Origin of the sequence: Alkalimonas mucilaginosa (assembly GCF_036327005.1) — a bacterium.
GTDB lineage: Bacteria > Pseudomonadota > Gammaproteobacteria > Enterobacterales > Alteromonadaceae > Alkalimonas > Alkalimonas mucilaginosa.
This window is the reverse complement of the sequence record NZ_JAUGZK010000004.1, coordinates 21,221-47,542: the sequence shown is the minus strand read 5'-3', so window position 1 is coordinate 47,542 and position 26,322 is coordinate 21,221. Positions and strand designations below refer to the sequence as shown.

Genomic DNA, 26,322 nt, shown 5'->3' with positions numbered 1-26,322 from the left:
AGTAATTACATCGATGGGTTAAGTAATTTTTCTCTACGCCATTGCTCTGGTGTAAAGGTACGAATGGACACCGCATGAATGCTGCCATCTTGAATAGCAGCCATCAGAGGGCCATAGATCATTTGCTGCTGCCGCACGCGGCTAACATCAGCAAAACAGTCGCCAACAGCCAGGACCGAATAATGCGAGCCATCAGCGCTGACTTTGACTTCAGATAACTGCAATTGTTCCTTAAGAAGGCTTTCTATCTGTTGAATTTCCATCACTAACCTGATTATTCGTTGATTGGCAACAGCTCAAGTACATCACTGACTTGAGCCAAAGAACGCAGTTGCGGTGGTACATGCTGCAATTGGACCATTAAGCCAGCCTGTTTGGCAAGCGCTACTTGCTTTAGTAACCAGGCAAGGCCTGCAGTATCAATACTTTCCAACTGACTGAAGTCAAAAGTCACTTCGCCGGATACATCTTTAAGTAGTGTTAAGGGCCAATAATTCAGTAAGGTGTTGCGATCAAGCACCCCTTCAATCATTAGCCGCTGTTGCTGCAGCTCAATCTTTAACACGCCTTATTCCTCTGGCTCTGACAGCTCAATGGGCTGTTTTGCCCGCTCTTGCAAGAGTTCGGTTACCCGGGACAGGCCTTGCTGGCGAATCATGCCTCCCAGCTCTGCACGCTTGCTATCCAGCAAGGAAATACCTTCAGCAACCATATCAAAAACCTGCCAGTATTCACTGTCACGATGACGGATCAGCTTAAATTCAATATTGATATCCGGCTTGCCCGGGTCAATCACCCGGGTACGTACAGTGGCAACCCGGCGATTACCAACATCCTGACCAGGCTCTATGATCACACGCTGATCTCTGTACAGCGTAAAAGTGCCGGCATAAGTAGAAATCATGTATTCCTGAAATGCGGCGACAAAAGCATCCCGCTCTTCTTCCGTGGTGTTGCGAATATGGTTACCAATTACCCGAAAGGCAGCATAGCGTACATCGATGTAAGGCAATAACTCATCGTGTACCAAGGTACGAAGAATTTCAGGGTTTTGTTGAATATTGTCTTTTTCTTCGGCTAAACGGCTAAAAGCGTGATCTGCAACAGTGGATATCATCTGATACGGATCGGTGTAGCGCGGCACTTCTGCCACAACAAAGCCACTGATGAGAAAGGTTGCTGCCAACAACAGTCGGCTTACTGTGTTCACTATATTCATAATTAATTCCGGTTAAATAGAAACTGACCAATCAACTCTTCCAGCACCATGGCTGAACGCGTGTCTTCAATGACATCCCCATCTTGCAGAATATGTACAGTGTCATCGATAAAGCCCGGTTGAATACCCAGGTATTGTTCACCAAGCAGGCCTGACGTCAAAATAACCACGGAGCTTGTTTCCGGGAAATTATCGTATTGCCGACTAATTTCCAGGCGTACTCTTGGTGTGTAGTAGGTTTTATCCAACTCAATCGATGCCACCCGTCCTACCACCACACCGCCTACCTTAATCGGTGAGCGGGCTTTTAAGCCGCCAATATTTTCAAAATCAGCGTACAAGGTATAGGTATCGCCAGAGCCGGCAAAACCGGTATTGGCTACTTTCAACGCCAGCACCAGAAAGGCGGCAATTGCTAAAGCTACAAAAACACCCACAAAGATTTCAATTTTCCGTGTATTCATCTTATCCACCAAACATTAAAGCGGTTAGTACAAAATCAAATGCCAGCACCGCCAAAGACGCAGTAACTACTGTTTCTGTGGTTGCCCGGGCAATGCCCTCTGAGGTTGGCACTGCATCAAAGCCTTTATGCAAGGCGATCGCCATCACGACAAAAGCAAACACCACACTTTTTATCACGCCGTTAAAAACATCTTGGTACAAATCGACGTTGGCCTGCATCGCTGACCAGTAACTGCCAGCATCCACGCCCAGCCAGTCGACCCCTACCAGATGACCACCTAAAATGCCAACAGCAGTAAAAATGATCGCCAATAGCGGCATGCTGATAACACCAGCCCAAAAACGCGGCGCGATTATTCGCCGTAATGGGTCTACCGCCATCATTTCCATGCTGGAAATTTGTTCAGTGGCTTTCATTAAACCAATCTCAGCCGTTAAAGCACTGCCTGCACGGCCAGCGAACAGCAAAGCGGTTACAACGGGTCCCAGCTCGCGCAGCAGACTCAGCGCAACTAATGGGCCTAACATACCTTCGGCACCAAATTTCACCAGTACGGTGTAGCCTTGCAGTCCAAGTACCATGCCAATAAAGAGGCCAGATACCAGAATAATCAGCAAAGACAACACCCCAACCACGTAGAGTTGCTTGATGAGTAAAGGAAAGCCTTTACGAACATCCGGCTTCCCAACAACTGCCCCAAGCAGCATCAGAGCAGCCCGGCCTAAACCAGCCACAGTTTGGATGGTATTGGCACCCAGGCGCTGTATGCGATCCACTAACATTACAACAGCTCCATCAATTCATCGGCATAAGGTGCCGCTTTGTAGTGAAAGGGGACAGCGCCGTCTGCTTCACCCTTTAAGAATTGTTGCACTAAAGGGGATGGATCTTGTCGCAGCTGTTCTGGTGTTCCCTGGCCAATCACATGCTTTTCCGCCACCACGTACACATAGTCCGCAATGCTCATCACTTCCGGCACGTCATGAGAAACTACGATGGAGGTCAGCCCCAGCGCATTATTCAGCTCACGAATCAGTTTGACCACAATCCCCATCGAAATCGGATCCTGGCCGGCAAAAGGCTCGTCATACATAATTAGTTCCGGATCCAAGGCAATGGCTCTGGCCAGCGCAGCCCGGCGAGCCATACCGCCGGATAACTCTGATGGCATCAGGTCTCTTGCTCCTCGCAACCCAACCGACTCCAACTTCATCAAAACGATGGTTCGGATCAACGTCTCAGGCAGCTTGGTATGCTCGCGAATAGGAAAAGCAACGTTATCAAACACCGACAACTCACTAAACAAAGCGCCACTTTGAAACAACATGCTCATCGATTTACGGGTTTGATACAGCTCTGAGCGGCTCATTTTCGGAATGGAGCAGCCTTTAAACAAAATATCACCGCGATCAGGCCGCAACTGGCCACCGATCAACTTGAGTAACGTCGTTTTACCGATGCCACTGGGCCCCATAATAGCAGTCACCTGACCACGTTTCACCTGCATGCTCATATCGTCGTAAATCAACCGCTCACCACGACTGAATGTCAGATTTTTAATATCCACCAACAAATCGGACAAGGTTCTCTCCATAGCATAATTAAGCTTACTGCCGCAGCAGTGCGGGCGAACTATAACGACCTCATGCCGCCAATTCAATCGGGCAACGCCGGATAACCCTGTGCAAGTCCAGCTCCGATCCGCCGATTGTAACAAAATTACTGCGGCACTACCTGGTTATTATTCGTAACAAGTCATTGCAAAAAGTCGAACAGTACCAGCATGCATAAGTTTTGCTTTTCCTGACAATAAACGGGAAAATACGACTTTCGGACCAATTGACCCATAAGGAACACCCAGTGTCTCCACTGATTGTTGCCACCATTTTCGTTCTGGTTGGCCTGGTGCTACTCATCTGGAGCGCCGATCGTTTTGTCTACGGGGCTTCGTCCATCGCACGTAACCTCAATATTTCTCCCATGATCATCGGCCTGACGATTGTGGCCATGGGTTCGTCAGCGCCAGAAATCATGGTCTCCGCCACCGCGGCCTGGCAAGGTAGGCTGGACACCGCGGTTGGCAATGCGCTGGGCTCGAATATCACCAATATTCTTTTAGTGATAGGTGCAACCGCGTTACTGAAACCCATCGCAGTGGCTTCCATGACCATTAAGCGCGAGTTTCCGTTGCTCATTCTGGTCACCCTGCTTGGCTACCTGTTTTTAGCCGACCAAAGCTTAACCCGCGCTGAAGGGGTCCTGTTTTTGGCTGGCTTTGCATTATTCCTGATGCTTATGGTGTATTGGGGCAAACATGCTACTCCCGATGATCCATTACGCACAGAGTACGAGGCTGAATTGCCCCCCGTTAAGCCTACCTGGCAAGCTGTTGTCTGGGTATTGCTTGGCTTAACATTGCTGCTGGCCAGCTCACAACTGCTGGTGCATGGTGCAGTCACTATTGCCAGTCACTTTGGCATGAGTGATTTGATGATTGGCCTGACCATTATTGCCATTGGTACCAGCCTGCCAGAGCTTGCCGCCAGTCTGATTGGTGTGCTCAAAGGTGAAGATGACCTGGCACTGGGCAACATTATTGGCTCAAATATCTTTAACATTCTGGCAGTGCTTGGCGTTGGTGCTGTTATAGCTCCCGGTATGCTCGATCCTGCTGCTGCCGGACGAGATAGTTATGTCATGATGGCTGCTACACTGGCCTTGTTGCTGATGAGTTTGCGTCTTGGCAAACTTCGGCGGATAAATCGGGTCGAAGGTTTTATTCTGCTGGCAGCTTTTGTCGGCTATCAGTACTTATTATTTTCCAGCATGAATTAACAGGTACAGCATGACCACAGATTTCAAGCAACAGGCGTTACAGGTATTACAAATTGAAGCAAGCGCTATTCAGCAACTGGCGCGCTTTATTAACGATGACTTTAATCGGGCTTGCCAGTTGATTATGGACAGCCCTGGCCGGGTGATTGTCTCCGGTATGGGCAAATCCGGCCACATTGCCAATAAAATTGCGGCCACCTTTGCTTCAACCGGTACTCCGGCCTTTTTTGTCCACCCGGGTGAAGCCAGCCATGGTGACTTAGGCATGGTAACCAAAGACGATGTGGTGATTGCCATATCAAACTCCGGTGAAACCGGTGAGGTACTCACCATTATTCCGGTACTAAAGCGTATAGGTGCCCACCTGATCGGTATGAGTGGTAATCCAGCGTCAACCCTGGCCCGCTTGTCGGATGTTCATGTCTGTGTACAGGTAGAACAAGAGGCTTGCCCGCTTGGGTTGGCCCCTACAGCCAGCACCACAGCCACACTGGCAATGGGGGATGCTATGGCGGTTGCTTTGCTCAATGCCAGAGGCTTCTCGGCCGATGACTTTGCCCTGTCGCATCCGGGCGGAAGCCTGGGGCGCCGTTTATTGTTGCGGTTAGAGGATGTAATGCATACGGGCAGCAACATGCCAGTAGTTCCCATCACCGCCACCATTAAAACTGCTTTGCTGGAAATGAGCACCAAAGGCCTGGGGATGACGGCGGTGGTAGATGATGCTGGCATCATGCAGGGGATTTTCACCGATGGCGATCTACGTCGCATTTTAGATCAGCGCTTTGATATTCACGACACCAGCATTGCTGCCGTGATGACACCAAACTGCATCACCGCCAAGCCACAGATGCTGGCTGCAGAAGCACTAAAACTAATGGAACAGCGTAAAATCAATGGCTTGGTGATTGTTAACCAACAACAACAGCCTATTGGCGCCATGAACATGCATGATTTATTAAAAGCAGGAGTGCTTTGAATGCAACAACTCTTTCAACAGTGCTACCAGGCAGTCCCGGCCAAGCTTTGGCAACAGGCCCAACAAATCCGCTTGCTGATTTGCGATGTCGATGGTGTTTTTTCGGATGGTCGTATTTATTTGGGGAACTCTGGCGAAGAATTAAAGGCTTTTCATACCCGGGATGGGTACGGCATTAAAGCCTTGCGCAAAGCCGGGATCGAAGTCGCCATTATTACCGGGCGACAGTCCAGAATTGTGCAACAACGTATGCAATCCCTGACGGTGCCTCATATTTACCAAGGCCAGGAGCATAAAATACCTGCCTTTGAAGAAGTGCTCACCATAGAGCAGCTGGAGCCACACCAGGTCGCTTACATTGGCGATGATCTCAGTGATTGGGAAGTGATGCAGCAGGTCGGTCTTAGTATTGCCGTGCAGGACGCGCACCCCTACCTGCGACTGCACAGCCATTACGTGACCAGTTGCCCCGGCGGCTTCGGTGCTGTACGGGAAGTAGCCGATCTGTTGCTGATGAGTATCGGCGCCTTCCAGCAGTTCCGGGGCAGCAGCACATGAAACCTGTCGCTTACCTGTTGCTCGGTGTTGTGCTGTTTACTTTGCTGTATCGGTGGTTCAGCAGCAGCGATGACAGCCGGCAAATCCTGACTGAGCGCGAGCTGATACCTGATTTTATCGCTGAGCAGCTTACGCGTATTGTGTATGATGAACAGGGACAACTGAGTGAACTGGTGCAGGCTGAGCGCATGGAGCACTACGACTTGCTTGGCTTTACCCAGCTCGATCGACCCATCTTTACCTTATTGGATCGAGCTCATAATCTTAGCTGGCAAGCATCCAGTCGCACGGCAGTACTCTACCCGGATGATAAATTGATTCTGGATGGTGACGTCTTGTTGCAGAACCTGGTCACAGAAGCACTGATTGATCGGGTACAAACCAGTTATCTGGAAATGTCACTGGCATCCGAGATATTATCTACCGAAGAAAATGTAGATATCTTTGGTGCCGGCTTCACCATTTCCGGCCGGGGCATGCAGGCCAGCATTGCAGAGCAAACCATTCACATTGAGCAGCACTACAGAACGGATTATCACAATGAACCTTAAGATCGTATTGGTAGCTTTCTTGCTGACAACACCAGCACTGGCTTCAACCCAGCAAGATTTTCAGCAGCCACTGAGCATTGACTCCGAGGCTTTTTTCACCGATTTACAAAGCTCTAATGTCGTCTACGAGCGCAATGTGCTGGTGCAGCAAGGCAGCCTGACTATCCGGGCAGAGCGGCTGGAAGTCGATGGCTCCGCAGGCAAAGGCATGGAAGTCTTTATTGCCACAGGCTCTCCGGCGACCTACAGTCAACGCATGGAAGATAACTCGCTGGTAGAGGCAGAAGCTTTTGAGATCCGATACGACCGTGCTAGTCGCATCCTGTTGATGGTCGGAGACGCTGAGTTAAAACAAAGCGGTAGCCTGGTACAGGCTGCAAAAATTGAGTACAACATGGAAACTCAGCAGTTGCAGGCCGAACGTGGGGAGAATGAGCGGGTGCGGACTATTTTTGCCCCAGAAAATCAACAACCATCAGCTACCAATGAAGAGAACCAACAACCATGAAGTTAACTGCATCGCATCTGGCAAAAAGCTACAAAGGGCGGCAGGTTGTCAAAGACGTAAGTCTGGAAGTTCGCTCGGGCCAGATCGTCGGCTTGTTGGGGCCCAATGGAGCCGGCAAAACAACAACATTTTATATGATTGTTGGCTTGGTACCCAGTGATAAGGGCAGCATTCAACTTGGTGAGCATGATTTAACCGACCAACCTATTCATCAACGTGCCCGTCTTGGTATTGGTTATTTGCCACAGGAAAGCTCTATTTTTCGTAAGCTAACGGTTCGTGACAACCTGATGGCAATTCTACAAACCCGTAAGGATTTAACCCCCGCCCAGCAGGAAGAGACAGCCGATGATTTGCTGGAAGAGTTCCATATTGGCCATATCAGCCAAAGCCTGGGTATGAGTTTATCCGGAGGAGAGCGCAGACGGGTAGAAATAGCGCGGGCATTGGCGGCTGATCCGCGCTTTGTGTTGTTGGATGAACCTTTTGCCGGTGTAGACCCAATCTCAGTGCTGGATATAAAAAAAATTATTCAGCATCTGAGCCAAAGAGGCATTGGCGTGCTAATTACCGATCACAATGTGCGCGAAACCCTTGATGTCTGTGAAACCGCCTATATTGTTAGTCATGGGGAGTTAATTGCAACAGGCACTCCGGCGGATGTACTTGCCAATCAGCAGGTCAGGGATGTATACCTTGGTGAACAATTCAGGCTATAGTTATAGCGACAGGCTTTCTATTCTTATGCAGGAGCACAATACACGCTAATGAAGCCATCTTTACAACTTCGCCTTGGCCAGCAACTTACCATGACTCCTCAACTGCAGCAGGCTATCCGGCTGCTGCAGCTGTCGACCATTGAGCTGCAACAGGAGATCCAGGAAGCTCTGGATGCCAATCCTCTGCTGGAATCTGAGGACGATTACGAGCAACTGAACCACAGTGAGGAACATGGGTTAGGTGAATTAGCCCGTGATCGCAACGATGCCGCGGACGACAGTGGTAATGACGAGCCAAATGAACCTGATACCGGCGAAGCCATGACCAGTCAGGACATTAGTGAGGATTTGCCCCTTGATAACCACTGGGATGATTTAGTCAGTGCCGCCCCGGTTACCTCCGGCAACTACAATGGTGAAGACGATACCGCCTATCAGGGAGAAACCACCGAAACGCTGCAAAGCTATTTACGCTGGCAGATGGAGCTAACACCTTTCTCCGATACCGATCGCGCTATCGCCGAAATTATTATCGAAGCCATTGACGAAAGTGGCTTTCTTACCATCAGCTGCCAGGACATCCTGGAGTCGCTTGGCCTTGCCGATGTAGAGGAAGATGAAGTTGAAGCCGTGCTCAAGCGCATTCAGTTGTTTGATCCCATCGGGGTAGGCTCACGCAATGTACAAGAATCCTTGCTGGTACAGTTACGGCAATTCAGCCCGGATACTCCCCATCTCGCAGCAGCCAGGCAACTGATTAGTGAGCATACCGACTTGCTCGCCAATCGGGATTTCCGTACCCTGATGAAACTGACCCGACTGAAAGAAGATGAGCTGCGCGATGCGATGCGGCTCATCCACAGCCTGAACCCGCGCCCGGGTACCACTGTGATTCGGGAAGAACAAAGCTACATTATTCCGGATGTGACAGTAAAAAAAGTAAAAGGCCGCTGGCAGGTGGAACTAAACCCGGATTCCATGCCCAAAATACGTATTAACCAGCAGTATGCAGCCATGACCAGAACCGCCAGAAACTCGGCAGACAGTCAGTTTATTCGCTCGCACCTGCAAGAAGCCAAATGGTTTTTGAAAAGCATTGAAAGTAGAAACGACACCTTGCTCAAAGTTTCAAACTGCATTGTGCAACAGCAACAGGGTTTTTTTGAGCATGGCGAAGAAGCCATGAAGCCCATGGTGTTGAACGATGTTGCCGAAATGGTTGGTATGCATGAGTCCACCATTTCGCGGGTAACGACACAAAAGTACATGCATACACCCAGAGGCATTTTTGAGCTGAAATTCTTTTTCTCCAGCCATGTCAGTACCGAAAATGGTGGGGAGTGCTCATCGACAGCCATCCGGGCACTGATTAAAAAGTTAGTGGCGGCGGAAAACCCGGCAAAACCACTGAGTGACAGTAAAATGGTGGAAATTTTGTCGGACCAGGGCATCAATGTTGCCCGCAGAACCATTGCCAAGTACCGCGAGGCCTTGCTGATTCCGCCGTCAAATCAACGCAAGACCTTACTCTGAGTACTTAACTAGAAGGAAACAGGCTATGCAAATCAATCTAACTGGTCGTCATGTTGAAATCACCGAAGCCTTGAAAGACTATGTGGACAATAAGTTTGCCAAACTCGAACGCCACTTTGAGCATATAAACAATGTACATGTGGTGCTAAACGTGGAAAAATTACAGCAGATTGCAGAAGCCAAGCTCAACCTGAACGGCGGTGAAGTTTTTGCCGTATCAGAAAGTGAAAACATGTATGCAGCGATTGACCAACTGATTGATAAACTGGACAGGCAGGTCATCAAGCATAAAGAGAAATTAGCCCGACACTGACCAACATGACAACTTTAAGCACCATGCTAGCTCAGGACTGCACCAAAAGTGCAGTCCTTTTTAACAGCAAAAAACGCATTCTTGAATACATCGCCGAGCTGGCGCACAAGCAATTGCCCGAGACATCCGAGTACGTCATTCTTGAATCTTTGATGACCAGAGAACGATTAGGCTCAACAGGCATTGGTGGCGGCATCGCCATCCCTCACGGCAAACTGAAAGATGTTGAACAGCCGGTGCTGATCTTTGTGGTCAGTAAAGAGCCGATCCAATTCGATGCTATCGATAACCAGGCGGTGGATATTTTTTGTGCCATCCTGATCCCGGAAAACCAGTGTCAAATGCATCTGAATACTCTGGCATCCATTGCCAGATTACTATCGAAAAAAGAGCTGACTCGCAAAATACGGCATGCAGAATCCGATAGTCAGCTGTATCAGATCTTAATTGATGCGCAACAAGAGGCGGAATCGTAAATGAAACTCTTGGTTGTCAGTGGTCGTTCAGGCTCAGGAAAATCCGTCGCCTTACGGGTGCTGGAGGACCTTGGTTATTACTGTGTCGATAACATCCCGGTGAATTTATTACCGACCCTGGCAAATGCAGTGACGGATAAATACGAGCGGGTCGCTATCAGCATTGATGTGCGTAACCTGCCGGAAGATCCAGACGAACTGGCAGAAATTCTTTCCTACCTCCCCCGCAAACTGGAGCTGACCATCCTCTATTTGGATGCGGATCACAGCAGCCTGATCAAGCGCTTTAGTGAAACCAGACGGCTACACCCTTTATCTCACCAGGCCATGTCGCTGGAAGATGCTATTTTACGGGAACAGCAGCTGCTCGATCCTATCGCCAGCCGGGCCGATCTGTATATTGATACCACAGAGCTCAATGTCTATCAGTTGGCCGATCAACTGCGTGAACGCTTGCTGGGTCAGCAATCTGGCAGGCTGGTGATTCTGTTTGAGTCCTTTGGGTTCAAATATGGCATTCCCAAAGATGCCGACTTTGTGTTTGATGCCCGCTTTTTACCCAATCCTCACTGGGAACCAGAGTTAAAGCCTCAAACCGGGTTGGATCAACCAGTACAACAGTACCTGGCATCCAAAACAGTAGTGCACGATTACATTCAACAGATCCATCAGTTCGTCAATCACTGGTTGCCGCAGCTGGAAAAAAATAACCGCAGTTATCTAACCATTGCCATTGGCTGCACAGGCGGACAACACCGTTCGGTCTTTATTGCAGAGCAATTGGCTACGTTATTGCGCGAACAACGCAGCGATATACAAATTCGTCATCGCGAGCTGGTACGTCACCATGGCCACAAAGTATAGCGCCGAAGTAACCATCGTTAATCCGCTCGGCCTGCATGCCAGGCCGGCCGCCAAACTGGCTCAGTTGTGCCAGCAATTTCACAGTAAAATCGAATTAATTCAGGATGGAAAAACCGCTGATGCCAGCAGTGTGCTGGCATTGCTTATGCTCGCCAGCAGTAAAGGTAAATTGCTTGAAATCGTAGCTGAAGGTGATGATGCCTGTCAGGCCTTACAGGCGGTGGTGCACTTGATTGCCAGTGGCTTCGAAGAATCCTGATACCACACCGTAAATAACTACGGTGTGGTGCGACTGAACAATCCTTACGGTTGTTGCCGTTGCAGCAGATCAAGAATAAAAGCATATTCTTCCGCAGTTTGCCCTACCCTGGCAAAGCGGCCGGAACGCCCCCCATGACCTGCCTCCATGGTTGTACGAAACAGGATTGGCTGATTTGATGTATTCATTGTCCGTAATTTTGCAACCCACTTCGCCGGCTCAAAATACTGTACCTGAGAGTCGTGAAAGCCTGTGGTCACAAAAAGCGCTGGGTAAGCTTGTTTACGGACCTGATCATAGGGCGAGTACGAGAGCATGTAGTCGTAATACTGCTTCTCATTCGGGTTGCCCCACTCATCGTATTCGTTGGTGGTTAGCGGTAAGCTCTCATCCAGCATGGTGGTAACTACATCCACAAAAGGCACATGAGCTACCAGGCCAAGGTACTTCTCTGGTGCCATATTGGCGACAGCCCCCATCAGTAAGCCACCAGCACTCCCGCCCATACCAAACACCTTATCACCAGCAACGTATTGCTGTTTCACCAGGTAATCTGTCACTGCAATGTAATCAGTAAAGGTGTTGTGTTTGTTCAGCAGCTTGCCATCTTCGTACCACTGCCGCCCCATTTCCTGGCCACCCCGTATGTGTGCTATCGCGTACACAAACCCCCGATCGACTAAGGATAAAATATTTGCATTAAAGCCAGGATCCATCGAGATACCATAAGAGCCGTACGCCATCTGATACAAGGCCGCACTGCCATTTTGCTTAAAATCTTTGTGATACAGCAAGCTTACGGGGATCGTCACCTCACCGGCTACCGGCACCCAGACCCGCTCGGTCCGATAATTGCTGCGATCAAAACCTCCGGGGATTTCTGCTTCTTTCAGTAAGCGTCGCTCCCCGGTTGCCATATGCACCTCGTACACACTGGCCGGGGTAGAAAGCGAGGTGTAACCATAACGCAACCAGTTGCTGTTTGTTTCCGGGTTGGCTGAAAACCACATCACATAGGCAGGCTCATCCGACTCCACAAAGTGGCTTTCTTCTGGCTTATCCCAGGATAAAAAACGGATACGACGCAAACCATTGCTGCGCTCATTAATCGCAAGGTAGTTATCAAAAGCCACAAAGCTTTGCACAAACACCTGTTCATCATGAGCAAGCAATTCTTGCCAATGCTCCCTGTTGCCAATTTTAGTGTGCGCTACTGTCATCAGCCGATAGTTGGGTGCATCCCAATCGGTATTGATGATCCAACGCCCGGCATTATGATCCACTGAGTATTTGAAATCGCGCTGGCGTGGTGCGATTAACTGAAACTCCCCCTTGGGTTGCCTGGCATCCAGCACCCGTACTTCGTCGGAAACCGTACTGCTTACCCCGATCACCACAAAGTTACGATCACGGGTGTTGCCAACCCCCATGTAGAAACTGTTATCCTGCTCCTGATACACCAGCGCCCGTTGCTCTGGTGCAGAGCCCAGTTGATGGCGATAGACCTTGGTACTTAGCAGCGTGACAGGATCATTTTCCACCACAAAGAGATGCTGACTGTCAGCACTCCAGGCCAACGAAGAAGACAGGCCAGTCATGGTGTCCGGCAGCAAGGCCCCGGTGGTCAGATCTTTCACACGCAGCTGATACTGGCGACGGCCACTGGTATCTTCCAAATAGGCCAGCTTGTTCTGATCCGGGCTAACGGACCAGTTAGCAACCTGAAAATACGCATGGCCTGCTGCCAAGGTGTTCACATCCAGGATAATCTCTTCCTCACCACCAGCAACTGGGGTTCGGACATAGATAGCATATTCTTTACCAGCTTCCACACGACTGCTGTACAGATAATCTCCTATCACATACGGCACAGTGCTGTCATCCTGCTGGATCCGGCCAATAAGCTCAGCAGTCAACTCCTCCACCAACGCACTGTAAGGCTCCTGATAGGCCTGATAATAGCTATTCTCTGCCTCCAGATAGGCAATCACTTCAGGATTACTCCGACTGTCATCGCGCAACCAATAATACGGATCCTGTCGTTCACCATGTGCCGAACTGACGGTATAAGGTCGTACCTCTGCTATCGGGGGCTGTGGCGGTGTATTTGCCAGGGCCTGGGCGCTAAGCCCGAGCTGCATTCCCATGAACAATGTTAATAACTTCATTCTTTTTCCTTTCTTATCCTTTTGTTAACCTGCGAAAATTACCATGACATTTCGTTTAAAGCTACGGCCAGGTTTATGGCAAGGTGTAACGAGGTGTTTCAACCCAACGGAAAAATTTTGATTCACAAATCACAAATTTTGCGCTTTACTTAAGCCTAAACAATTAACTAGTTCAGAAAAGGCAATGAAGCCAACAAAAGGAAACCATCATGGCACTGATGACCGTGGATGAAGTAGCGGAGTATCTTGGCGTTCAGGGTATTCGGGTAGAACGACTGGCGCGGGAAAACCTGCTGGTGACAACGGATAAAGACGAACAAGGTAAACCCTTGTTTAAAAAGGAAGATGTAGAGCGATACAAAATACTGGCCGAACGGTTAGGTGGTCTTTAACTTGCTCTCAGCCTGCCAGAGCTGCAGCACCTGCTGCAGCCGTTGCAGATGAGACTGTGCTTGCAGTCTGCCTTCTGGCAAAGCCAGGTACCAAAGCCAGCAAAACCCCTGATACAATACCCTGGCCGCAGCCAGCTTTTTCCGCAACAGAGCTGGATGAATACCAACATTACGCTGCTGATAATACCTGGTCAGTAACTGCTGACTCTGCTCAGAGGGTAGCGGGAAGTTTTCCAGCAGCGAAGCCAAATCCAGACTGCTGTCGGCTAACTGAGCATACTCAAAGTCCAGCAACCAGATCCGCCCCTCTTGCCACAGCAAGTTACCGGCATGCAAATCCAGATGACACAATACCTGATCCTGCGGCATCTGTTCAAAAGCAAGCACCACCGCCACTAATTGTTTGAAGACTGTAGCCTGTGCTTCCAGCCAGGGGCCCGAAGCATGAGACTTTAGCTCTTGCAAATAGCGTCCTGGATGCAATAAAGGCGTTTGAACTTGCAACCGGTGCAAACGCACCAGCTGAGATGCCATCGCATCGATTCGGACGGAAGTCAATTGCAAAGGCTGCCCCGCCGGTAAAAACTCGGAAATAAGCACTTGCTGATGGTTATTCAGACACAAGGGCGCTGGCGCCAGCTCAGCCACTGCAGCAGCATGCTGACACCGCAACTCCTGCTGACGACAGACTCCGGTTACATCCGGTGAATAATGCCGCACCACGTATTCACCGCGAATGGTTTGTACCCAGTAACTTAAATTGGTGCTGCCCTGCGACAGAGGTCTCATGGCCAAAGGTGGATGACTGGCAAAAAACTCCAGATGCAGACATAGCTGACGAATACGCTGCTCCGCTTCATCTTCGCTCAGGCCGGCTGCAGCACCTGCCCGCTGGTATGTTGTTGTTGCCGGTAATGGCTGCGCCATGCCAGGTATCCTATCACTGCCAAGAAGGTGTAGAGTACAAAGAGGCCGGTAGTGAAGTACAGGCCTTTCTGAAAATAAACATAGATGCAAACCGCATCAATCACCACCCAGTACAGCCAGTTCGATAACACTTTGCGCACCACCAGTACCGTGGTCATAATGCTAAAGGTAGTAGTCTGGGCATCCAGCCAGGCAAAGTCAGCCGCTGTATGATTGGCCATATAATAGCCCAGCACCAGGCCAGTGCCAGCGGCCATGCCTATCCAGCCAAGGTGCTGCTTTAAACGCCATTCAATCACTGGCTTCACGGTTTCAGGCTGCTGCAGTTGTTGCTGCAACTGTTGCCAGTGCACCAATCCGTATACCGCCATAGCGGCATAGTAGAGCTGCAGCAAGGTTTCTGAATACAGCTGATGTTGCCACATTACATAAGTGTAGATAAGCGTGCTGGCTAAGGCCGCGGGCCAGCACCATAAACTATGGCGCATCGCCAGCAGCAAATAAGCCAGCGCCAGCAACATGGCGACCAGCTCCAGGCTGGTTAGCAACTGCCACTCTTGCCAGAATTGCTGCAAAGCCGCCGTCATGGTCGCAGATCACCGGGAATAAACTTGCAGACAAATACCAGTTTACCGTACCGCTCAAACGACCATTTCATGCAGCGCTGCAATGCCGCCATCACCACATCGTAGTCACCAAACAACTGGGTACTCATGGTGTTGGTGATTATATGCAGCTGAGGCTCTTGCTGCAGCTCAGCAATAAAAGCCTTGATGGGGCCAATGTACTCATCGGCCAGTGGGTACTTGCTGATTTCAACCGACAGTTGCATCATTACCTCCTGAGAGTGCTGTTAAAATTGATAACTGGCAGTCACACCAAAGCGGCGCGGCTCCCCCCATTGCTCATAGGTATGGGGGGCGTATTCATCACGTGGATCATTGCCAAAGTAAAAACCACGGACCGCCTGATCTTTATCCAAGGCATTGCGCGACCAAAGTGCAAACTGCCACTGCTCCAGCTGATAGGTCAGGCGAAGATTCACCAGCTCTGAGCTGGTCGAGCGGGCATTGTGGCCATCGGAGTAATAGAAGCCGCTTTTGCCCTGCACACTGGCCTGCAGTGTTAGTTGCTCACTCAGGAACCAGTCACCTGCCAGCTGATAAGTAAAGCGCGGCGCATGCGCCTGATCCCGCCCGGTCATATCCAGACCACTTTGCGTCACATAAGGGCCCAGCTTAGATTTCAATAGCCCTGCATTGACATGCAGGGTAAAGCTTGGATGCAGCACAATGCGGTTTTCCATCTCAATACCGTAGTTGCGGCCACGACCAGCATTGTCGATAAAACCGGCAAACTCCGGGCCCAGGTCCGGGTTCAGCCAACCTTTCACCTGCATAGCATCCCGCCACATATGAAAAGCTGCCACCCGGGTAACCAGACTGCCATCAATAGCCGCCCCTTTCACACCAAACTCGGCGTTCACCAGAGTTTCCGGCTCGAATGTTGCCTGCTGCAGCAAGGACGAAAAGCCATCATCACCAGCACGGGACAGGGCCTCACCGTTCACCCCTCCCACCTTGTAGCCACGTGACAACAAGGTATAGATCATCGCCTGCTCACTGGCCTGGAAGTTCAGGCTGAGCTTGCCACCCCACATGGTATGCTGTTGTTTAATGCCTAGCTCACCACTATCTGTGTACTCATCTTTATACCGCTCGACACGACCACCCACAATCAGAGTGACTTGCTCAGATAACGCAGTGCTGGTTTCACCATAGAGTGCCAAATTATCGCGGTACAAACTGCTGTCGAACTGACGGAATTCAGAGCCGGCCCGGCGCAAACGCTGCAAATCCAGCTCACGGCCGCTGGCATAGAACCCCAGCACCCAGTCGGTGTGCTCGCCAATACGCCCTTCATCATCCGATACCAGACGGTAATCCAGCGTCCACTGCTCGCGGGAACGCAGATAACGGTCAAAATAAGAGTATTCCCACCCCGGACGAATCCCCACGAAAGACCAGTCTTCATCAAAACTGTAATCCGAATCGGCTGATAACCAGCTTAGCTGCCACATCAGATCCACTCCGCTTAAACCGTTGTAATCCGAGCGCAGCGCCAGCGCCTTGCTGCTGAGCTTATCTTTGCCGGGTTCATCCGATAAGGTGGTACGGTTTCTATCAAGCGAAAACGCATCGTAGCCATTGTTCTGCTCTATGACGTGGGCAATCAGTTGCCACTGCAGCTGGTCGCTGTGGCGATACAACAGCCGGCCGCGGGCAGTCAGCTCATCGATGTCGTTGGTATCTTTGCGGTTTAAATAGGTATTTTCGATAAAGCCATCTGAGACTTGTTTGTCCAGCGTCAGGCTAAAGGCCAGCTGCTCGCTGATGGCATCGCTGACCATACCGCTTAGCTGCCAGCTGTTGTAATTGGCCAAAGTAGCACTGACCGCGCCATCGCGGCGAAAATCCGGCTGTTTCGAAGTCAGGTTTAGCATGCCTGCCATGGCATTGGTTCCAAAGCGGGTGGCCTCCGGGCCACGAAACACTTCCAGTTGCTCGGCATGAGCGATGCTGCTGATGCCCAGGCCAGAGTAATCAATGCCATCAATCAGCACACCAACCGACGGGTTGATCACATCAATAAACTCGCTGCGCTCGCCGATGCCGCGCATTTGCACAAAGCGGCCGCGTGATGCGCCAGCAGCAAAGTTCACATTGGCTAACTGATTCAGTACGTCATCAAGATGTTGCGCCGAGCTACGCTGCATATCGTCGGTTGAGAGCACCGCAATGCTGCCGGCAATGTTTTGTACCGATAAACGCCGAAAATCACCCTGCACTTCCAGGCGTTCAATGAATTCTTCAGCAACACCACCAAAGGAGGCAAGGATACAGGCAGCAACAACGGAATAACGACAGCGCATGGTGGTCTCCGGTAAAGGGATCATCCGCGCAAAAGGAGTCAGTAACACCATCCCTCCGCCGGCATGATCCGGATCAGGTTCTTAGGGTTCGCCATTAAGCATCTCAGCACTCTGTACAAATAGAGCACACCCCCTGGTAGGCCGGCAGTGTAACGATTTTCGCACCAGCTGGCAATCCTGCTAAGAGTTGCTAGTGGCAGTGAAACTAAAGTTTAACTTGATAAACACAAAAAACATGCTACCTTGCAAAACTGAACACGCACCAAACAGCCAAGCTATTAACTTTGTTTATTAAGGGTTATTCCAATGAAGCGACTTAGTAAGATCGTTTTTTGCCTTCCATTATTAATGCTAAATTTGGAGCATAAACCAAATGATAATTCCTATCTGCAACTCAACGAGCCTCTTAATTTGCTGGAGTTTAGACTTGTGTTAAATACTGCATCTGCAGCCAGGAATGAAGAAGAAGATGAGGAGGAGGATGATTGGGAGCGAATTGGTGTAATCGGCACACCACCAGGGGATTGGGATTGGGATGATTGGGATGATGATGATTGGTATGACGAGGACGATGAGTGTACCAACATATCTCTATGTGGTGATGATGACGGCGATCATGGTGACTCATCTCCTACCCCAGAAAAGGTCTGCGGTAATGGGTATACCCGAACAGAGACACAACAACATATGATTGATTCTATTGTGCAACTGTCAGAAGCGGAAGGAGCTTGGAGAAGCTATCTTAACTTAGAAGCGATGACCCTGACAGTATACTTATCACAGGTTTATGGCTATCGTGCTGGTTCTGCTATGGGAGGTGCTTACAGGATTGTAATGGACCAAGGACTACAAATGCTTTCAAGTTCGGCTAGGAATCGTTTACAAGCAGAGTACAATGCAGCTTTGGCAACCTGTGATTAAGCATCGCAGGATATGCATCTAAATCAAGCCGGAGGGGAAAATGGCTAGAGTTTCTAAATTATTTCCTAGCTTCAAAGATAAAAAAGATTCATTTGTTATTCGTTTAATCGAACGTGTTTCAGGTAAAAAACTAACAGGATTTAAGCTCAATTTAGCGGACGCTATTGGCAATGGGGTTCTGATTGGCTTTTTCCTCTCTATATTAGAAGCCGTGCTGCTGCTGTTGCGATTTGGATTATCACACTTGGGTGGAATAGCTGCAAATGCAGTTTTTACATTTTGTGTATCTTTCTCATTCGTCTTCCTGGTGGCTTTATTGCTTAATCTAGCCGGTGAATGGAAAGAAAGCTTAACAGATCAACATAAACACTATGAAACATTCATTTCGTTTATTTTTCATTTGATTACGCTACCACTTATTTGTCTGATTTTATGGATGTATTTCTCTTCGCACCCATTTTCCAGGTACGACGATAAAATTCGATCCCAAGAACTAATAAGTATTTGTGAAGAGTGTACTCAAAAAGCAGTCAACTCAGCAAATAGTTCAAATGGGCATGGTGACGCTTCGGCAGGAGCAAATGATAACCAAAAGCATAAGCCTTTAAAAGATGGATTGGAACACATAGATTTCAAAAATATGACCGCCGAAGAGCTTGACGAGCTACTTGAGCGGTATAATTTTCACGACTTTAATGCTGAAGCCCGAGTAAGTCAAATCACTAAGACGTTTGGAAGCATTAGCCTTTATCCAGACGATAAAAATACAGATTGGGAAAATTTCTTAATTGAATTAGACCATGTGGTAAGTGAAGAAGGTGCAGCATATGCAGCTATTGAGATCCTCACTGGAATACACAACAAAGCGCCATTTAATGTTATCGTTGATATATTAAATAGAGGCCATCAGCTCAATGGCACTCATATTTCCTCACTTGCAACGTATTTAAGTGTAGAGGAATTTCGTCAACTGGATAATTATGGGGTCGATTTGTCCCAAACAACTTCCATTGGAAGCAATGCACTTGTCGCTTCATTACATAATCGCAAAGGGCCAGCTGTATTTGAATATCTCTTGACTAAAGACAGTTTACTTTTTTCAGATGACTTTGATGTCGTTAAAGAAGTGCTTACACGCTCAATTGAACTAAACCGATCTATTAATTACACGCAAATGTTAATCGACAGGGGAGCAGTCGTGACAGAGGATACCAAAGAGTGGATAGAACGTGACTTACGCAAGAATAACCCGAGATACTATTCACTGATAAAATCCAGGCTTTCATACAATTAGTTAGTAAATCAGCTGGCCACGGAAAATAGGCCAGCTGTGTATACTTTTCAAATGGTGAACAATCTGTCACTTCTGACAACTCAGCGCTTTTGTCTTACAACTTTCATACAGCCCGACTAAAATCAATCCAACTGGTTTTTTTGCCAGGGTGAAACCTGGCACACCCATTGGATATTGTTTTGAAAAACTACTTTTTATCACTAATCGCACTGCTCTTTGTAAGTGCCTGTAGCAGCATCCCCGCCACCGACCAGGCTAATGGGCTAGCTCCCACCATTATCTTGATCTCTATCGATGGCGCCCATCCCAGCTATCTGCAGCGTTACCCCAGCCCGCATCTGAATGCGCTGGCCCAGGCAGGCCTGGTGGCGGATGCGCTGCAGCCGGTGTTTCCCAGTAAAACCTTTCCAAACCATTACTCGCTGGTGACAGGCCTGCACCCTGAGAATCATGGCGTGATTGATAATGGCATGTACGATCCTGAATTTGATGCCCGCTTTACCATGAGCGATAAAGAGGAAGTCGGTAACGCCCGCTGGTGGGGCGGTGAGCCGATTTGGGTCACCGCTGAACAACAAGGCCAGGTAGCCGCCACCTACTTTTTCCCTGGCTCTGAGGCCGCAATTAAAGGGGTACGTCCAAGCTACTGGTTCCCCTACGATGGTGATGTTTCCAACCGACAGCGGGTAGAGACCGTATTAGAGTGGCTGCAATTACCAGTTGCCGAGCGACCGCGCATCATCACGCTGTACTTTAGCGATGTCGACTCTATGGGCCATATGCATGGTCCCAACTCCAATCAGGTACGTCAGGCCATGCAGGACATTGATGCAGAAATTGGCTATCTGGTGGCTGGACTGACCGAACTGGGGCTGCTTGAGCAGGTGGATTTGCTCATCACCTCGGATCACGGCATGGCTGAAGTGGATCAAACCCGGCATATTGTCATTGATCAGGCCTTAGACCCGGAGTTGGCTCACTATGTACGCTATTCCCGCGAGTTGGTGAGTATATTTCCAAAAGACGGGCAAAAAGAGGTGATTTACCAGCAACTGAAAGCAAACCTGCCACCGCAGGCCCGCTTGCTGCGTAAATCGGAGATGCCGGAGCGTTTTCATTTTCAAAACCATCGCCGCATTGCTCCCTTGCATGTACTGGCCGAGATTGACTGGATCCTGGTACGACGCAGTTGGCTGCCCGATATGATCAAGGCCCCTACCTACCGTGAGCCACGCGGCAGTCATGGCTACGACAATGAAGAACCGGCGATGCAAGCCCTGCTCATCGCTCATGGCCCCAGCTTTAGAACGCAAACCCGAATAGAACAAGTTCGAATGGTGGATTTGTACCAAGTGATGACAGAGATTTTAGGGCTTAAGCCGGCACCGCACGATGGCGACCCGGCCGTGATCCCTTTGCTGCTACGAAGCGAATAGGCTCGCTACAGTCCCAGATACCAGGTAGCGATGGAGAAATAAATCATCACACCAGCGACATCGGCAATCGAGGTAATCAATGGGCCGCTGGCTGTAGCCGGGTCCATTTTAAAACGGCTAAGCAGAAAGGGCAGCGACATCCCTACCAGGCTGCCAGCAATGACCACTAAGGTCATGGTGGCGGCCACCACCAAGGCAATATCGTAGCCACCACGCCACCAACCGATTGCAGCGACGGCTACCGCCATAGTCACCCCTAATAGGGTAGAAACAATGATTTCCCGCCCCAACATTTTGCCCCAGTCTTTTAATGCCACATCACCAGTGGCGAGCGCCCGCACCATAAGCGTACCAGACTGGGCACCGGCGTTACCGCTACTGGCAATCAACAGCGGCAAAAAGAACAACAACACCATATAATTGGCGATGGTTTCTTCAAAGTAAGCGATCCCTTCTCCTGAAAACAGATTACCAAATACCAGCAGCACCAGCCAACCGACCCGCTTACGGTAAAGCAGGTTGATGGCCGCATCTTTCACGCTGCTATCCAGCTTACCGATGGTGGCGGTTTTGTGGAAATCTTCGGTGGCTTCTTCGGCCGCCACATCCATCGCATCGTCGTAGGTGACGATACCAACCAATTGCATGTCGTGATTCACGATTGGCAGGGCCAGCAAGTCGTACTTTGAAATCAGCACTGAGACTTCTTCCTGCGGCATATCGACCTGGCCAAAAATCGGCTCGTAGGTCATCAGCTCGTGAATTTGCATGCCCACAGGGGCCAGGATCAGCTCTTTTAATGAAATGACCCCAATTAAACGGCGCTCTTTATCCACCACATAGGACTGATAAATGGTTTCTTTATCCGGCGCTTCTTTACGCAGTACCTCAATGGCTTCCCGCACCGTCAGATCAGGGGCAAGCGAGGCATAATCGGAGGTCATCACCGCCCCGGCCGTGCCTTCTTCGTACGACGACAGCAAGCGCAGATCCTCGCGCTCGGCCTGCGCTAGAGCAGGCAGTAAGGTTTCCTGCTGCTCTTCGGTTAAGCGATTGAATAAATCAGCCCGTTCATCCGATGACATCTGCCGGATAATAGGCGAGAGTTTGCGCCGGCTGATCGAGATTGCCAGCGTGACCTGCGTTTCCGGAGGCAAGTAACCAAAGACTTCCGCCTGCTCAGCCCGTGGCAAGGTCGATAACAGCTCCCAGACCGACTGAGGTTCAAATTCACTGAAGGCAGCGGCCAGGTCAGCCGGGTGAATGTCTTCAAACTGCTCGCGCAGCTCGTACAAGGCGTCTGACTCCAGCGCCAGACGAATGGTATTTATCAGAACCGGCAGTTCCATGATGCCCCCTTACAGCGTCATTGGTATGATCTGGTAAGGGGTTGCCAGTGGGCAGAATCAGCTTACCAGACAGGTGCGATGAAAATTTGGATATGTCATCAGGCTAGGCCTGCAACTGGGTACGTCCATAGCTGGAATGTGCTCCGCACAAGGTTAATTCATACCTCTGTATTTTAGTGCCTATCCCGCGCCAGCACAACCACCAAAGGGCTGAAGTTGTTGAGCAACCTATTCTTTTTCTACCGGCACCTTGCTAAGATAGGAAAACGTTCACAAGGAGATGGCGATGGCACAGACAGAGTTGCAGGCATCCGACGCCCAACCGCTGGCGGACTGGTGGCAATCACGCCGCCTGACCGAACAAGGTTGCTGGCATATCGCCATAGGCCCCTTTTCATTGTATTTGGAGCGCACAGCCGGTGAGTGGCTGGTGAGCCACCAACGCCACAGCGATGATGAACCCCTGCACCGTGTGTTGCAGGAGCCGATCGAAGCATGTCCTGAAAGCCTGACCGTGCAACGCTACGTGTTTCAAAAAGCACCGCTGGATTTTCGGCTACAGCCTTGCCTGATGGACAGGCCCGTGGTGGTGAAAACCCGACAGCCGGTCTTAATCCCGCCAGGGGAGAGCATCGACTTTTACATCAGCACGCCTCTTTGCCTGCGTTTATTGCTCGGCAACGATACCCTACTGCAAGAATGGCCCATACTGCGTTTGTCCGATACCTGGTTTGGACCGTCCACCCGGGTAGGGGAGCTCTGCTATGCCGCCAAAACCCATGCCCGCCATAGTCTGGACGAAGTACCACTTCGCCCGCACCGGGCCGTCACCCCCCTGACCATCAGCAATCAGAGCAAGGCCATTTTAAGTATTGATAAAGTGAGTTTACCCGTGCCTCTGCTGTCGGTATTTGCCCGCAGCGATCATACGCTCTGGACAGAAGCCGTGACGCTGGTACACCAGGCCGATCAACTACTGGCTAAACTCAAAATCGAGCGTAAACTACCTGTAGGTATTACCGCTGCGCAACGTGTGACCGAACCAAGGCAGCAGGCAGAAAAAAATGCCCTGGTGCGTGCCTTTGCCGGTATATTCAGCGACTAAGCGGAGCTTGTTATGGAAACTTTTTTGCAATTGCTGGAACACCATCATGTCGCGACTTTTCTGCGCGCCTCCTTACTTTTTTTCAGTGGCTTATTGGTAGCGCACCTGCTGGCCAGAGTCACCGTTCGGCTTAGTAAAGGCATGTCCCCTCATCATCAGGTGTTGTTAAAGCGCCTGGTGTACTGGCTGGTGCTGTCGCTGTTTCTGGCCTCGGTGCTAAAAGAGCTCGGCTTTAGCTTAGGGGTCTTGCTGGGAGCAGCTGGCGTGCTAACAGTGGCCATTGGCTTTGCCTCGCAAACCTCGGCATCAAACCTGATTAGCGGTTTATTTTTGATCGGCGAAAAGCCATTTCAGCTGGGAGATGTGATCAAGGTAGGCGAAACCACCGGCGAAGTACTGTCCATCGATTTACTCTCGGTCAAACTGCGCACCTTTGATAATCTGTTTGTCCGGATCCCGAATGAGAGCTTGATAAAGACCCAGATGACCAATCTGACCCGCTTTCCCATCCGGCGCTTTGATTTACAGCTGGGTGTCGCCTATAAAGAAAGTATCAAACAGGTTCGAGAGCTGTTGATGACAGTGGCAGATGCCAATCCACTGTGTCTGGACGAACCATCGCCCTTATTTGTCTTCAATGGCTTTGGCGATTCCAGCCTGGATATTCAATTCTCAGTCTGGACCAAGCGGGAAAACTTTCGCGATTTGCGCAACAGCCTGCAGGAAGAGGTAAAAAATGCATTTGATGCCGCCGGTATTGAAATTCCATTCCCACACCGCTCCTTGTATGCCGGTAGTGAAAGCGCGCCTTTTCCTATCACTATTGTTTCGGCCAAAACAGAGAAAGCAGGCGACGATGCCGATATCAGCCCCTAAGTCTGTAAAGGCGCCAGCATGCGTGGCTTGATGCTGCTTGGCGGTGCTTGCCTGCTTAGCACTGCGTTGCAGGCCAGTGACTGCCAACTGCTGGAAAATACCGATGCATTGCCCGAGCGGGGCGATATTCGTATCCGCTCCATTGATTTTGATGCCAGCAATGTGTTCGATCTGAACGAGCCGGGCACCTTCTGGCTGCATCGCTTTGCCAACTACAGCCACATCATCACCCGGGAAGATACGCTGCAACAGGACTTATTATTTGCTGAGGGCGATAAACTTAGCCTGGCCGAGCTTGAAGAGACCGAGCGCTTATTGCGAAGCCGGCGCTATCTACGTGAAGCCAAAGTCAGTATCAGCCATTACTGCAGCGAATCGCATCAGGTGGATGTGCTGGTTGAAAGCTGGGACAACTGGTCCTTATTACCAAAAATTGATTTCAAACACGAAGGCGGAGTCTCCCAATACTCCATCGGTATTGCCGAGGATAATCTGCTGGGTACCGGTAATCAGTTGCAGCTCGATTACGCCAAAGACAGTGAGCGAACCGGCTATTTGCTAAGCTTCGCTTCCCCCAATATGTTTGGCAGCCATTGGAGCAGCGCGCTGCAGTACGCAGATAATTCCGATGGCGAAAGCTATTTGTTAGCGGTTGAACGCCCCTTTTATCGTATCAGCTCCCCCTGGGCCATGGGCTTTGAGCTGGAAAAACACAAAGAAGAACTACGGGAATACCAGCGAGGAGAAGAAAGCAACCGCTACGACAGCAAACGGAACTGGCTACAAAGCTATCTTGGTTTTAGCTTGTATGCCAGCACCTACAGCGCACAACGGCTGCTGCTGGGACTTCGGCTGCATGAGCAGCAATTTGCCAGCAATCTGGATACCCAGAATGGCTTACCGCTTGATCGGGATTTATCCGCGCTCTGGCTGGAGTATCAATGGCTGCAGTCCGATTACCAAAAGCTGTATCAAATCAATCAGTTCAACCGGACCGAAGACATTAATTTTGGCTGGCAATGGACGCTGCAGCTGGCACGCCTCACCGATTGGCTGGGTGCTGATGCCAATGGCTGGCAACTAAGCAGTCGGCTGGAGAAAAACTGGACCATCAAACCTGGCAGCTGGCTGCTGACAGAACATCACTTCAAGCAGCAATGGCAAAGTGATGAGCCTTCCCGTCGCGAGCTTAGCAGTCACTGGTTAGTGGTGCACCACCTGACCGACCAAAGCAGCCTGGCAGCTCGCTTTCATCTGGAGCTTGGCCGGGAAATGTATCGGGATGAACTGCATCAATTGGGCGGTGATAATGGCATGCGGGCCTATCCGCTTTATTTTCAACGTGGCCAAAAGCTTTGGGTAGCCAGCGGCGAATACCGTTACTACACACCCTGGTCTATTTTACGGTTGTTTGATGTTGGTTTTGCCGGCTTTGTCGATGCAGGCCGGGCCTGGGACGATCCCTGGCAAAGCAGTGAAGCCAGCGATCAACTGCTGTTTGGCGTTGGGGGAGGTGTTCGACTGCTCTCCAAATACTCCAGCCGCGGTACCATGGTGCATCTGGATTTGGCCAAACCGCTGCGTAGCGAGCCAGGGCTGGATAGCTGGCAGTTTCGCGCTATGGCCAAGCGTCGTTTTTAAG

30 protein-coding genes and 1 riboswitch are annotated in these 26,322 nt (G+C 50.1%); of the genes, 18 read left to right on the top strand and 12 right to left on the bottom strand.

Annotation, left to right across the window (positions count from 1 at the left end):
- Nucleotides 1-5: 5 nt before the first annotated feature.
- From QWF21_RS06540 to mlaF, 6 genes are read right to left on the bottom strand one after another with little or no spacing between them, the layout of a single operon-like run.
- Nucleotides 6-263 carry a BolA family protein gene (locus tag QWF21_RS06540; protein WP_330087247.1) on the bottom strand — a complete coding sequence of 86 codons (258 nt, stop codon included), beginning with the start codon at nucleotides 261-263 and terminating at the stop codon, nucleotides 6-8.
- 11 nt (nucleotides 264-274) lie between these two features.
- Entirely contained in the window at nucleotides 275-565 is a 291-nt protein-coding gene (locus QWF21_RS06535) for an STAS domain-containing protein (RefSeq protein ID WP_330087246.1), read from the bottom strand.
- Nucleotides 566-568: 3 nt separating this feature from the next.
- Nucleotides 569-1,219, bottom strand: a complete 651-nt coding sequence (locus QWF21_RS06530; protein WP_330087245.1) for an MlaC/ttg2D family ABC transporter substrate-binding protein — start codon at nucleotides 1,217-1,219, stop codon at nucleotides 569-571.
- A 2-nt stretch (nucleotides 1,220-1,221) separates the two neighbouring features.
- Nucleotides 1,222-1,683 carry an outer membrane lipid asymmetry maintenance protein MlaD gene (gene mlaD / locus QWF21_RS06525; protein WP_330087244.1) on the bottom strand — a complete coding sequence of 154 codons (462 nt, stop codon included), beginning with the start codon at nucleotides 1,681-1,683 and terminating at the stop codon, nucleotides 1,222-1,224.
- 1 nt (nucleotide 1,684) lies between these two features.
- On the bottom strand, nucleotides 1,685-2,467 hold the full coding sequence (mlaE, locus tag QWF21_RS06520; RefSeq protein ID WP_330087243.1) for a lipid asymmetry maintenance ABC transporter permease subunit MlaE: 783 nt from the start codon (nucleotides 2,465-2,467) through the stop codon (nucleotides 1,685-1,687).
- Nucleotides 2,467-3,267: a phospholipid ABC transporter ATP-binding protein MlaF gene (mlaF, locus tag QWF21_RS06515; protein ID WP_330087242.1), complete on the bottom strand. Its 801-nt coding sequence runs from the start codon at nucleotides 3,265-3,267 to the stop codon at nucleotides 2,467-2,469. Before mlaF ends, mlaE begins: the two co-directional genes overlap by 1 nt.
- A gap of 287 nt (nucleotides 3,268-3,554) precedes the next feature.
- On the opposite strand from mlaF, the gene QWF21_RS06510 reads away from it, so the two are divergent.
- From QWF21_RS06510 to QWF21_RS06460, 11 genes are read left to right on the top strand one after another with little or no spacing between them, the layout of a single operon-like run.
- Complete coding sequence (locus QWF21_RS06510; RefSeq protein WP_330087559.1) at nucleotides 3,555-4,520, top strand: calcium/sodium antiporter; 966 nt, start codon at nucleotides 3,555-3,557, stop codon at nucleotides 4,518-4,520.
- 10 nt (nucleotides 4,521-4,530) lie between these two features.
- Complete coding sequence (locus QWF21_RS06505) at nucleotides 4,531-5,499, top strand: KpsF/GutQ family sugar-phosphate isomerase (RefSeq protein WP_330087241.1); 969 nt, start codon at nucleotides 4,531-4,533, stop codon at nucleotides 5,497-5,499.
- Entirely contained in the window at nucleotides 5,500-6,057 is a 558-nt protein-coding gene (kdsC, locus tag QWF21_RS06500; protein ID WP_330087240.1) for a 3-deoxy-manno-octulosonate-8-phosphatase KdsC, read from the top strand.
- A complete protein-coding gene (gene lptC / locus QWF21_RS06495) occupies nucleotides 6,054-6,608 on the top strand; it encodes an LPS export ABC transporter periplasmic protein LptC (RefSeq protein ID WP_330087239.1) in 555 nt (184 codons plus the stop codon). The genes kdsC and lptC overlap by 4 nt, the downstream gene beginning before the upstream one ends.
- Complete coding sequence (gene lptA, locus QWF21_RS06490) at nucleotides 6,598-7,116, top strand: lipopolysaccharide transport periplasmic protein LptA (protein WP_330087238.1); 519 nt, start codon at nucleotides 6,598-6,600, stop codon at nucleotides 7,114-7,116. Before lptC ends, lptA begins: the two co-directional genes overlap by 11 nt.
- Nucleotides 7,113-7,835, top strand: coding sequence for an LPS export ABC transporter ATP-binding protein (lptB, locus tag QWF21_RS06485; RefSeq protein ID WP_330087237.1), 723 nt, complete (start codon nucleotides 7,113-7,115; stop codon nucleotides 7,833-7,835). Before lptA ends, lptB begins: the two co-directional genes overlap by 4 nt.
- A gap of 48 nt (nucleotides 7,836-7,883) precedes the next feature.
- Nucleotides 7,884-9,368, top strand: coding sequence for an RNA polymerase factor sigma-54 (locus QWF21_RS06480; RefSeq protein WP_330087236.1), 1,485 nt, complete (start codon nucleotides 7,884-7,886; stop codon nucleotides 9,366-9,368).
- 25 nt (nucleotides 9,369-9,393) lie between these two features.
- Entirely contained in the window at nucleotides 9,394-9,681 is a 288-nt protein-coding gene (gene hpf / locus QWF21_RS06475; RefSeq protein WP_091339274.1) for a ribosome hibernation promoting factor, read from the top strand.
- A gap of 5 nt (nucleotides 9,682-9,686) precedes the next feature.
- Nucleotides 9,687-10,157, top strand: coding sequence for a PTS IIA-like nitrogen regulatory protein PtsN (ptsN, locus tag QWF21_RS06470; RefSeq protein WP_330087235.1), 471 nt, complete (start codon nucleotides 9,687-9,689; stop codon nucleotides 10,155-10,157).
- Entirely contained in the window at nucleotides 10,158-11,021 is an 864-nt protein-coding gene (gene rapZ, locus QWF21_RS06465; RefSeq protein WP_330087234.1) for an RNase adapter RapZ, read from the top strand.
- A complete protein-coding gene (locus QWF21_RS06460; RefSeq protein WP_330087233.1) occupies nucleotides 11,005-11,280 on the top strand; it encodes an HPr family phosphocarrier protein in 276 nt (91 codons plus the stop codon). Before rapZ ends, QWF21_RS06460 begins: the two co-directional genes overlap by 17 nt.
- A 44-nt stretch (nucleotides 11,281-11,324) precedes the next feature.
- Here the strand turns inward: QWF21_RS06460 and QWF21_RS06455 are convergent, their stop codons facing one another.
- Nucleotides 11,325-13,448, bottom strand: coding sequence for a S9 family peptidase (locus QWF21_RS06455; protein WP_330087232.1), 2,124 nt, complete (start codon nucleotides 13,446-13,448; stop codon nucleotides 11,325-11,327).
- A 209-nt stretch (nucleotides 13,449-13,657) separates the two neighbouring features.
- Between QWF21_RS06455 and QWF21_RS06450 the strand changes: the two genes are divergently transcribed.
- On the top strand, nucleotides 13,658-13,840 hold the full coding sequence (locus QWF21_RS06450; protein WP_330087231.1) for a helix-turn-helix domain-containing protein: 183 nt from the start codon (nucleotides 13,658-13,660) through the stop codon (nucleotides 13,838-13,840).
- Here QWF21_RS06450 and QWF21_RS06445 read toward each other — a convergent pair.
- The 4 genes from QWF21_RS06445 to QWF21_RS06430 all read right to left on the bottom strand — a co-directional run bounded on the left by QWF21_RS06445 (nucleotide 13,826) and on the right by QWF21_RS06430 (nucleotide 17,750).
- Nucleotides 13,826-14,767 (bottom strand): phosphotransferase, encoded by a 942-nt coding sequence (locus QWF21_RS06445; protein WP_330087230.1) that lies wholly within the window; start codon nucleotides 14,765-14,767, stop codon nucleotides 13,826-13,828. The genes QWF21_RS06450 and QWF21_RS06445 overlap by 15 nt on opposite strands.
- On the bottom strand, nucleotides 14,707-15,354 hold the full coding sequence (pnuC, locus tag QWF21_RS06440) for a nicotinamide riboside transporter PnuC (protein WP_330087229.1): 648 nt from the start codon (nucleotides 15,352-15,354) through the stop codon (nucleotides 14,707-14,709). The genes QWF21_RS06445 and pnuC overlap by 61 nt, the downstream gene beginning before the upstream one ends.
- Complete coding sequence (locus tag QWF21_RS06435) at nucleotides 15,351-15,599, bottom strand: hypothetical protein (RefSeq protein WP_330087228.1); 249 nt, start codon at nucleotides 15,597-15,599, stop codon at nucleotides 15,351-15,353. The genes pnuC and QWF21_RS06435 overlap by 4 nt, the downstream gene beginning before the upstream one ends.
- A 21-nt stretch (nucleotides 15,600-15,620) precedes the next feature.
- Complete coding sequence (locus tag QWF21_RS06430) at nucleotides 15,621-17,750, bottom strand: TonB-dependent receptor (protein WP_330087227.1); 2,130 nt, start codon at nucleotides 17,748-17,750, stop codon at nucleotides 15,621-15,623.
- A riboswitch (TPP riboswitch) is annotated at nucleotides 17,733-17,843 on the bottom strand. (Overlaps the previous gene by 18 nt.)
- 162 nt (nucleotides 17,844-18,005) lie before the next feature.
- On the opposite strand from QWF21_RS06430, the gene QWF21_RS06425 reads away from it, so the two are divergent.
- From QWF21_RS06425 to QWF21_RS06415, 3 genes are all read left to right on the top strand, one after another.
- On the top strand, nucleotides 18,006-18,620 hold the full coding sequence (locus tag QWF21_RS06425) for a hypothetical protein (protein WP_330087226.1): 615 nt from the start codon (nucleotides 18,006-18,008) through the stop codon (nucleotides 18,618-18,620).
- Between the two features lie 40 nt (nucleotides 18,621-18,660).
- On the top strand, nucleotides 18,661-19,914 hold the full coding sequence (locus QWF21_RS06420) for a hypothetical protein (RefSeq protein WP_330087225.1): 1,254 nt from the start codon (nucleotides 18,661-18,663) through the stop codon (nucleotides 19,912-19,914).
- A 179-nt stretch (nucleotides 19,915-20,093) separates the two neighbouring features.
- Nucleotides 20,094-21,350 carry an alkaline phosphatase family protein gene (locus QWF21_RS06415; RefSeq protein WP_330087224.1) on the top strand — a complete coding sequence of 419 codons (1,257 nt, stop codon included), beginning with the start codon at nucleotides 20,094-20,096 and terminating at the stop codon, nucleotides 21,348-21,350.
- Between the two features lie 5 nt (nucleotides 21,351-21,355).
- Here the strand turns inward: QWF21_RS06415 and mgtE are convergent, their stop codons facing one another.
- Nucleotides 21,356-22,699 carry a magnesium transporter gene (mgtE, locus tag QWF21_RS06410; RefSeq protein WP_330087223.1) on the bottom strand — a complete coding sequence of 448 codons (1,344 nt, stop codon included), beginning with the start codon at nucleotides 22,697-22,699 and terminating at the stop codon, nucleotides 21,356-21,358.
- Between the two features lie 286 nt (nucleotides 22,700-22,985).
- Between mgtE and QWF21_RS06405 the strand changes: the two genes are divergently transcribed.
- Genes QWF21_RS06405 through QWF21_RS06395 form a run of 3 tightly spaced genes read left to right on the top strand, consistent with a single transcriptional unit; the run spans nucleotide 22,986 to nucleotide 26,321 of the window.
- Nucleotides 22,986-23,804, top strand: a complete 819-nt coding sequence (locus tag QWF21_RS06405; RefSeq protein WP_091339317.1) for a hypothetical protein — start codon at nucleotides 22,986-22,988, stop codon at nucleotides 23,802-23,804.
- 12 nt (nucleotides 23,805-23,816) lie between these two features.
- Nucleotides 23,817-24,680 (top strand): mechanosensitive ion channel family protein, encoded by an 864-nt coding sequence (locus tag QWF21_RS06400; RefSeq protein WP_330087222.1) that lies wholly within the window; start codon nucleotides 23,817-23,819, stop codon nucleotides 24,678-24,680.
- A gap of 18 nt (nucleotides 24,681-24,698) precedes the next feature.
- Nucleotides 24,699-26,321, top strand: coding sequence for a BamA/TamA family outer membrane protein (locus QWF21_RS06395; RefSeq protein WP_330087221.1), 1,623 nt, complete (start codon nucleotides 24,699-24,701; stop codon nucleotides 26,319-26,321).
- The last annotated feature ends 1 nt before the right edge of the window (nucleotide 26,322 follow it).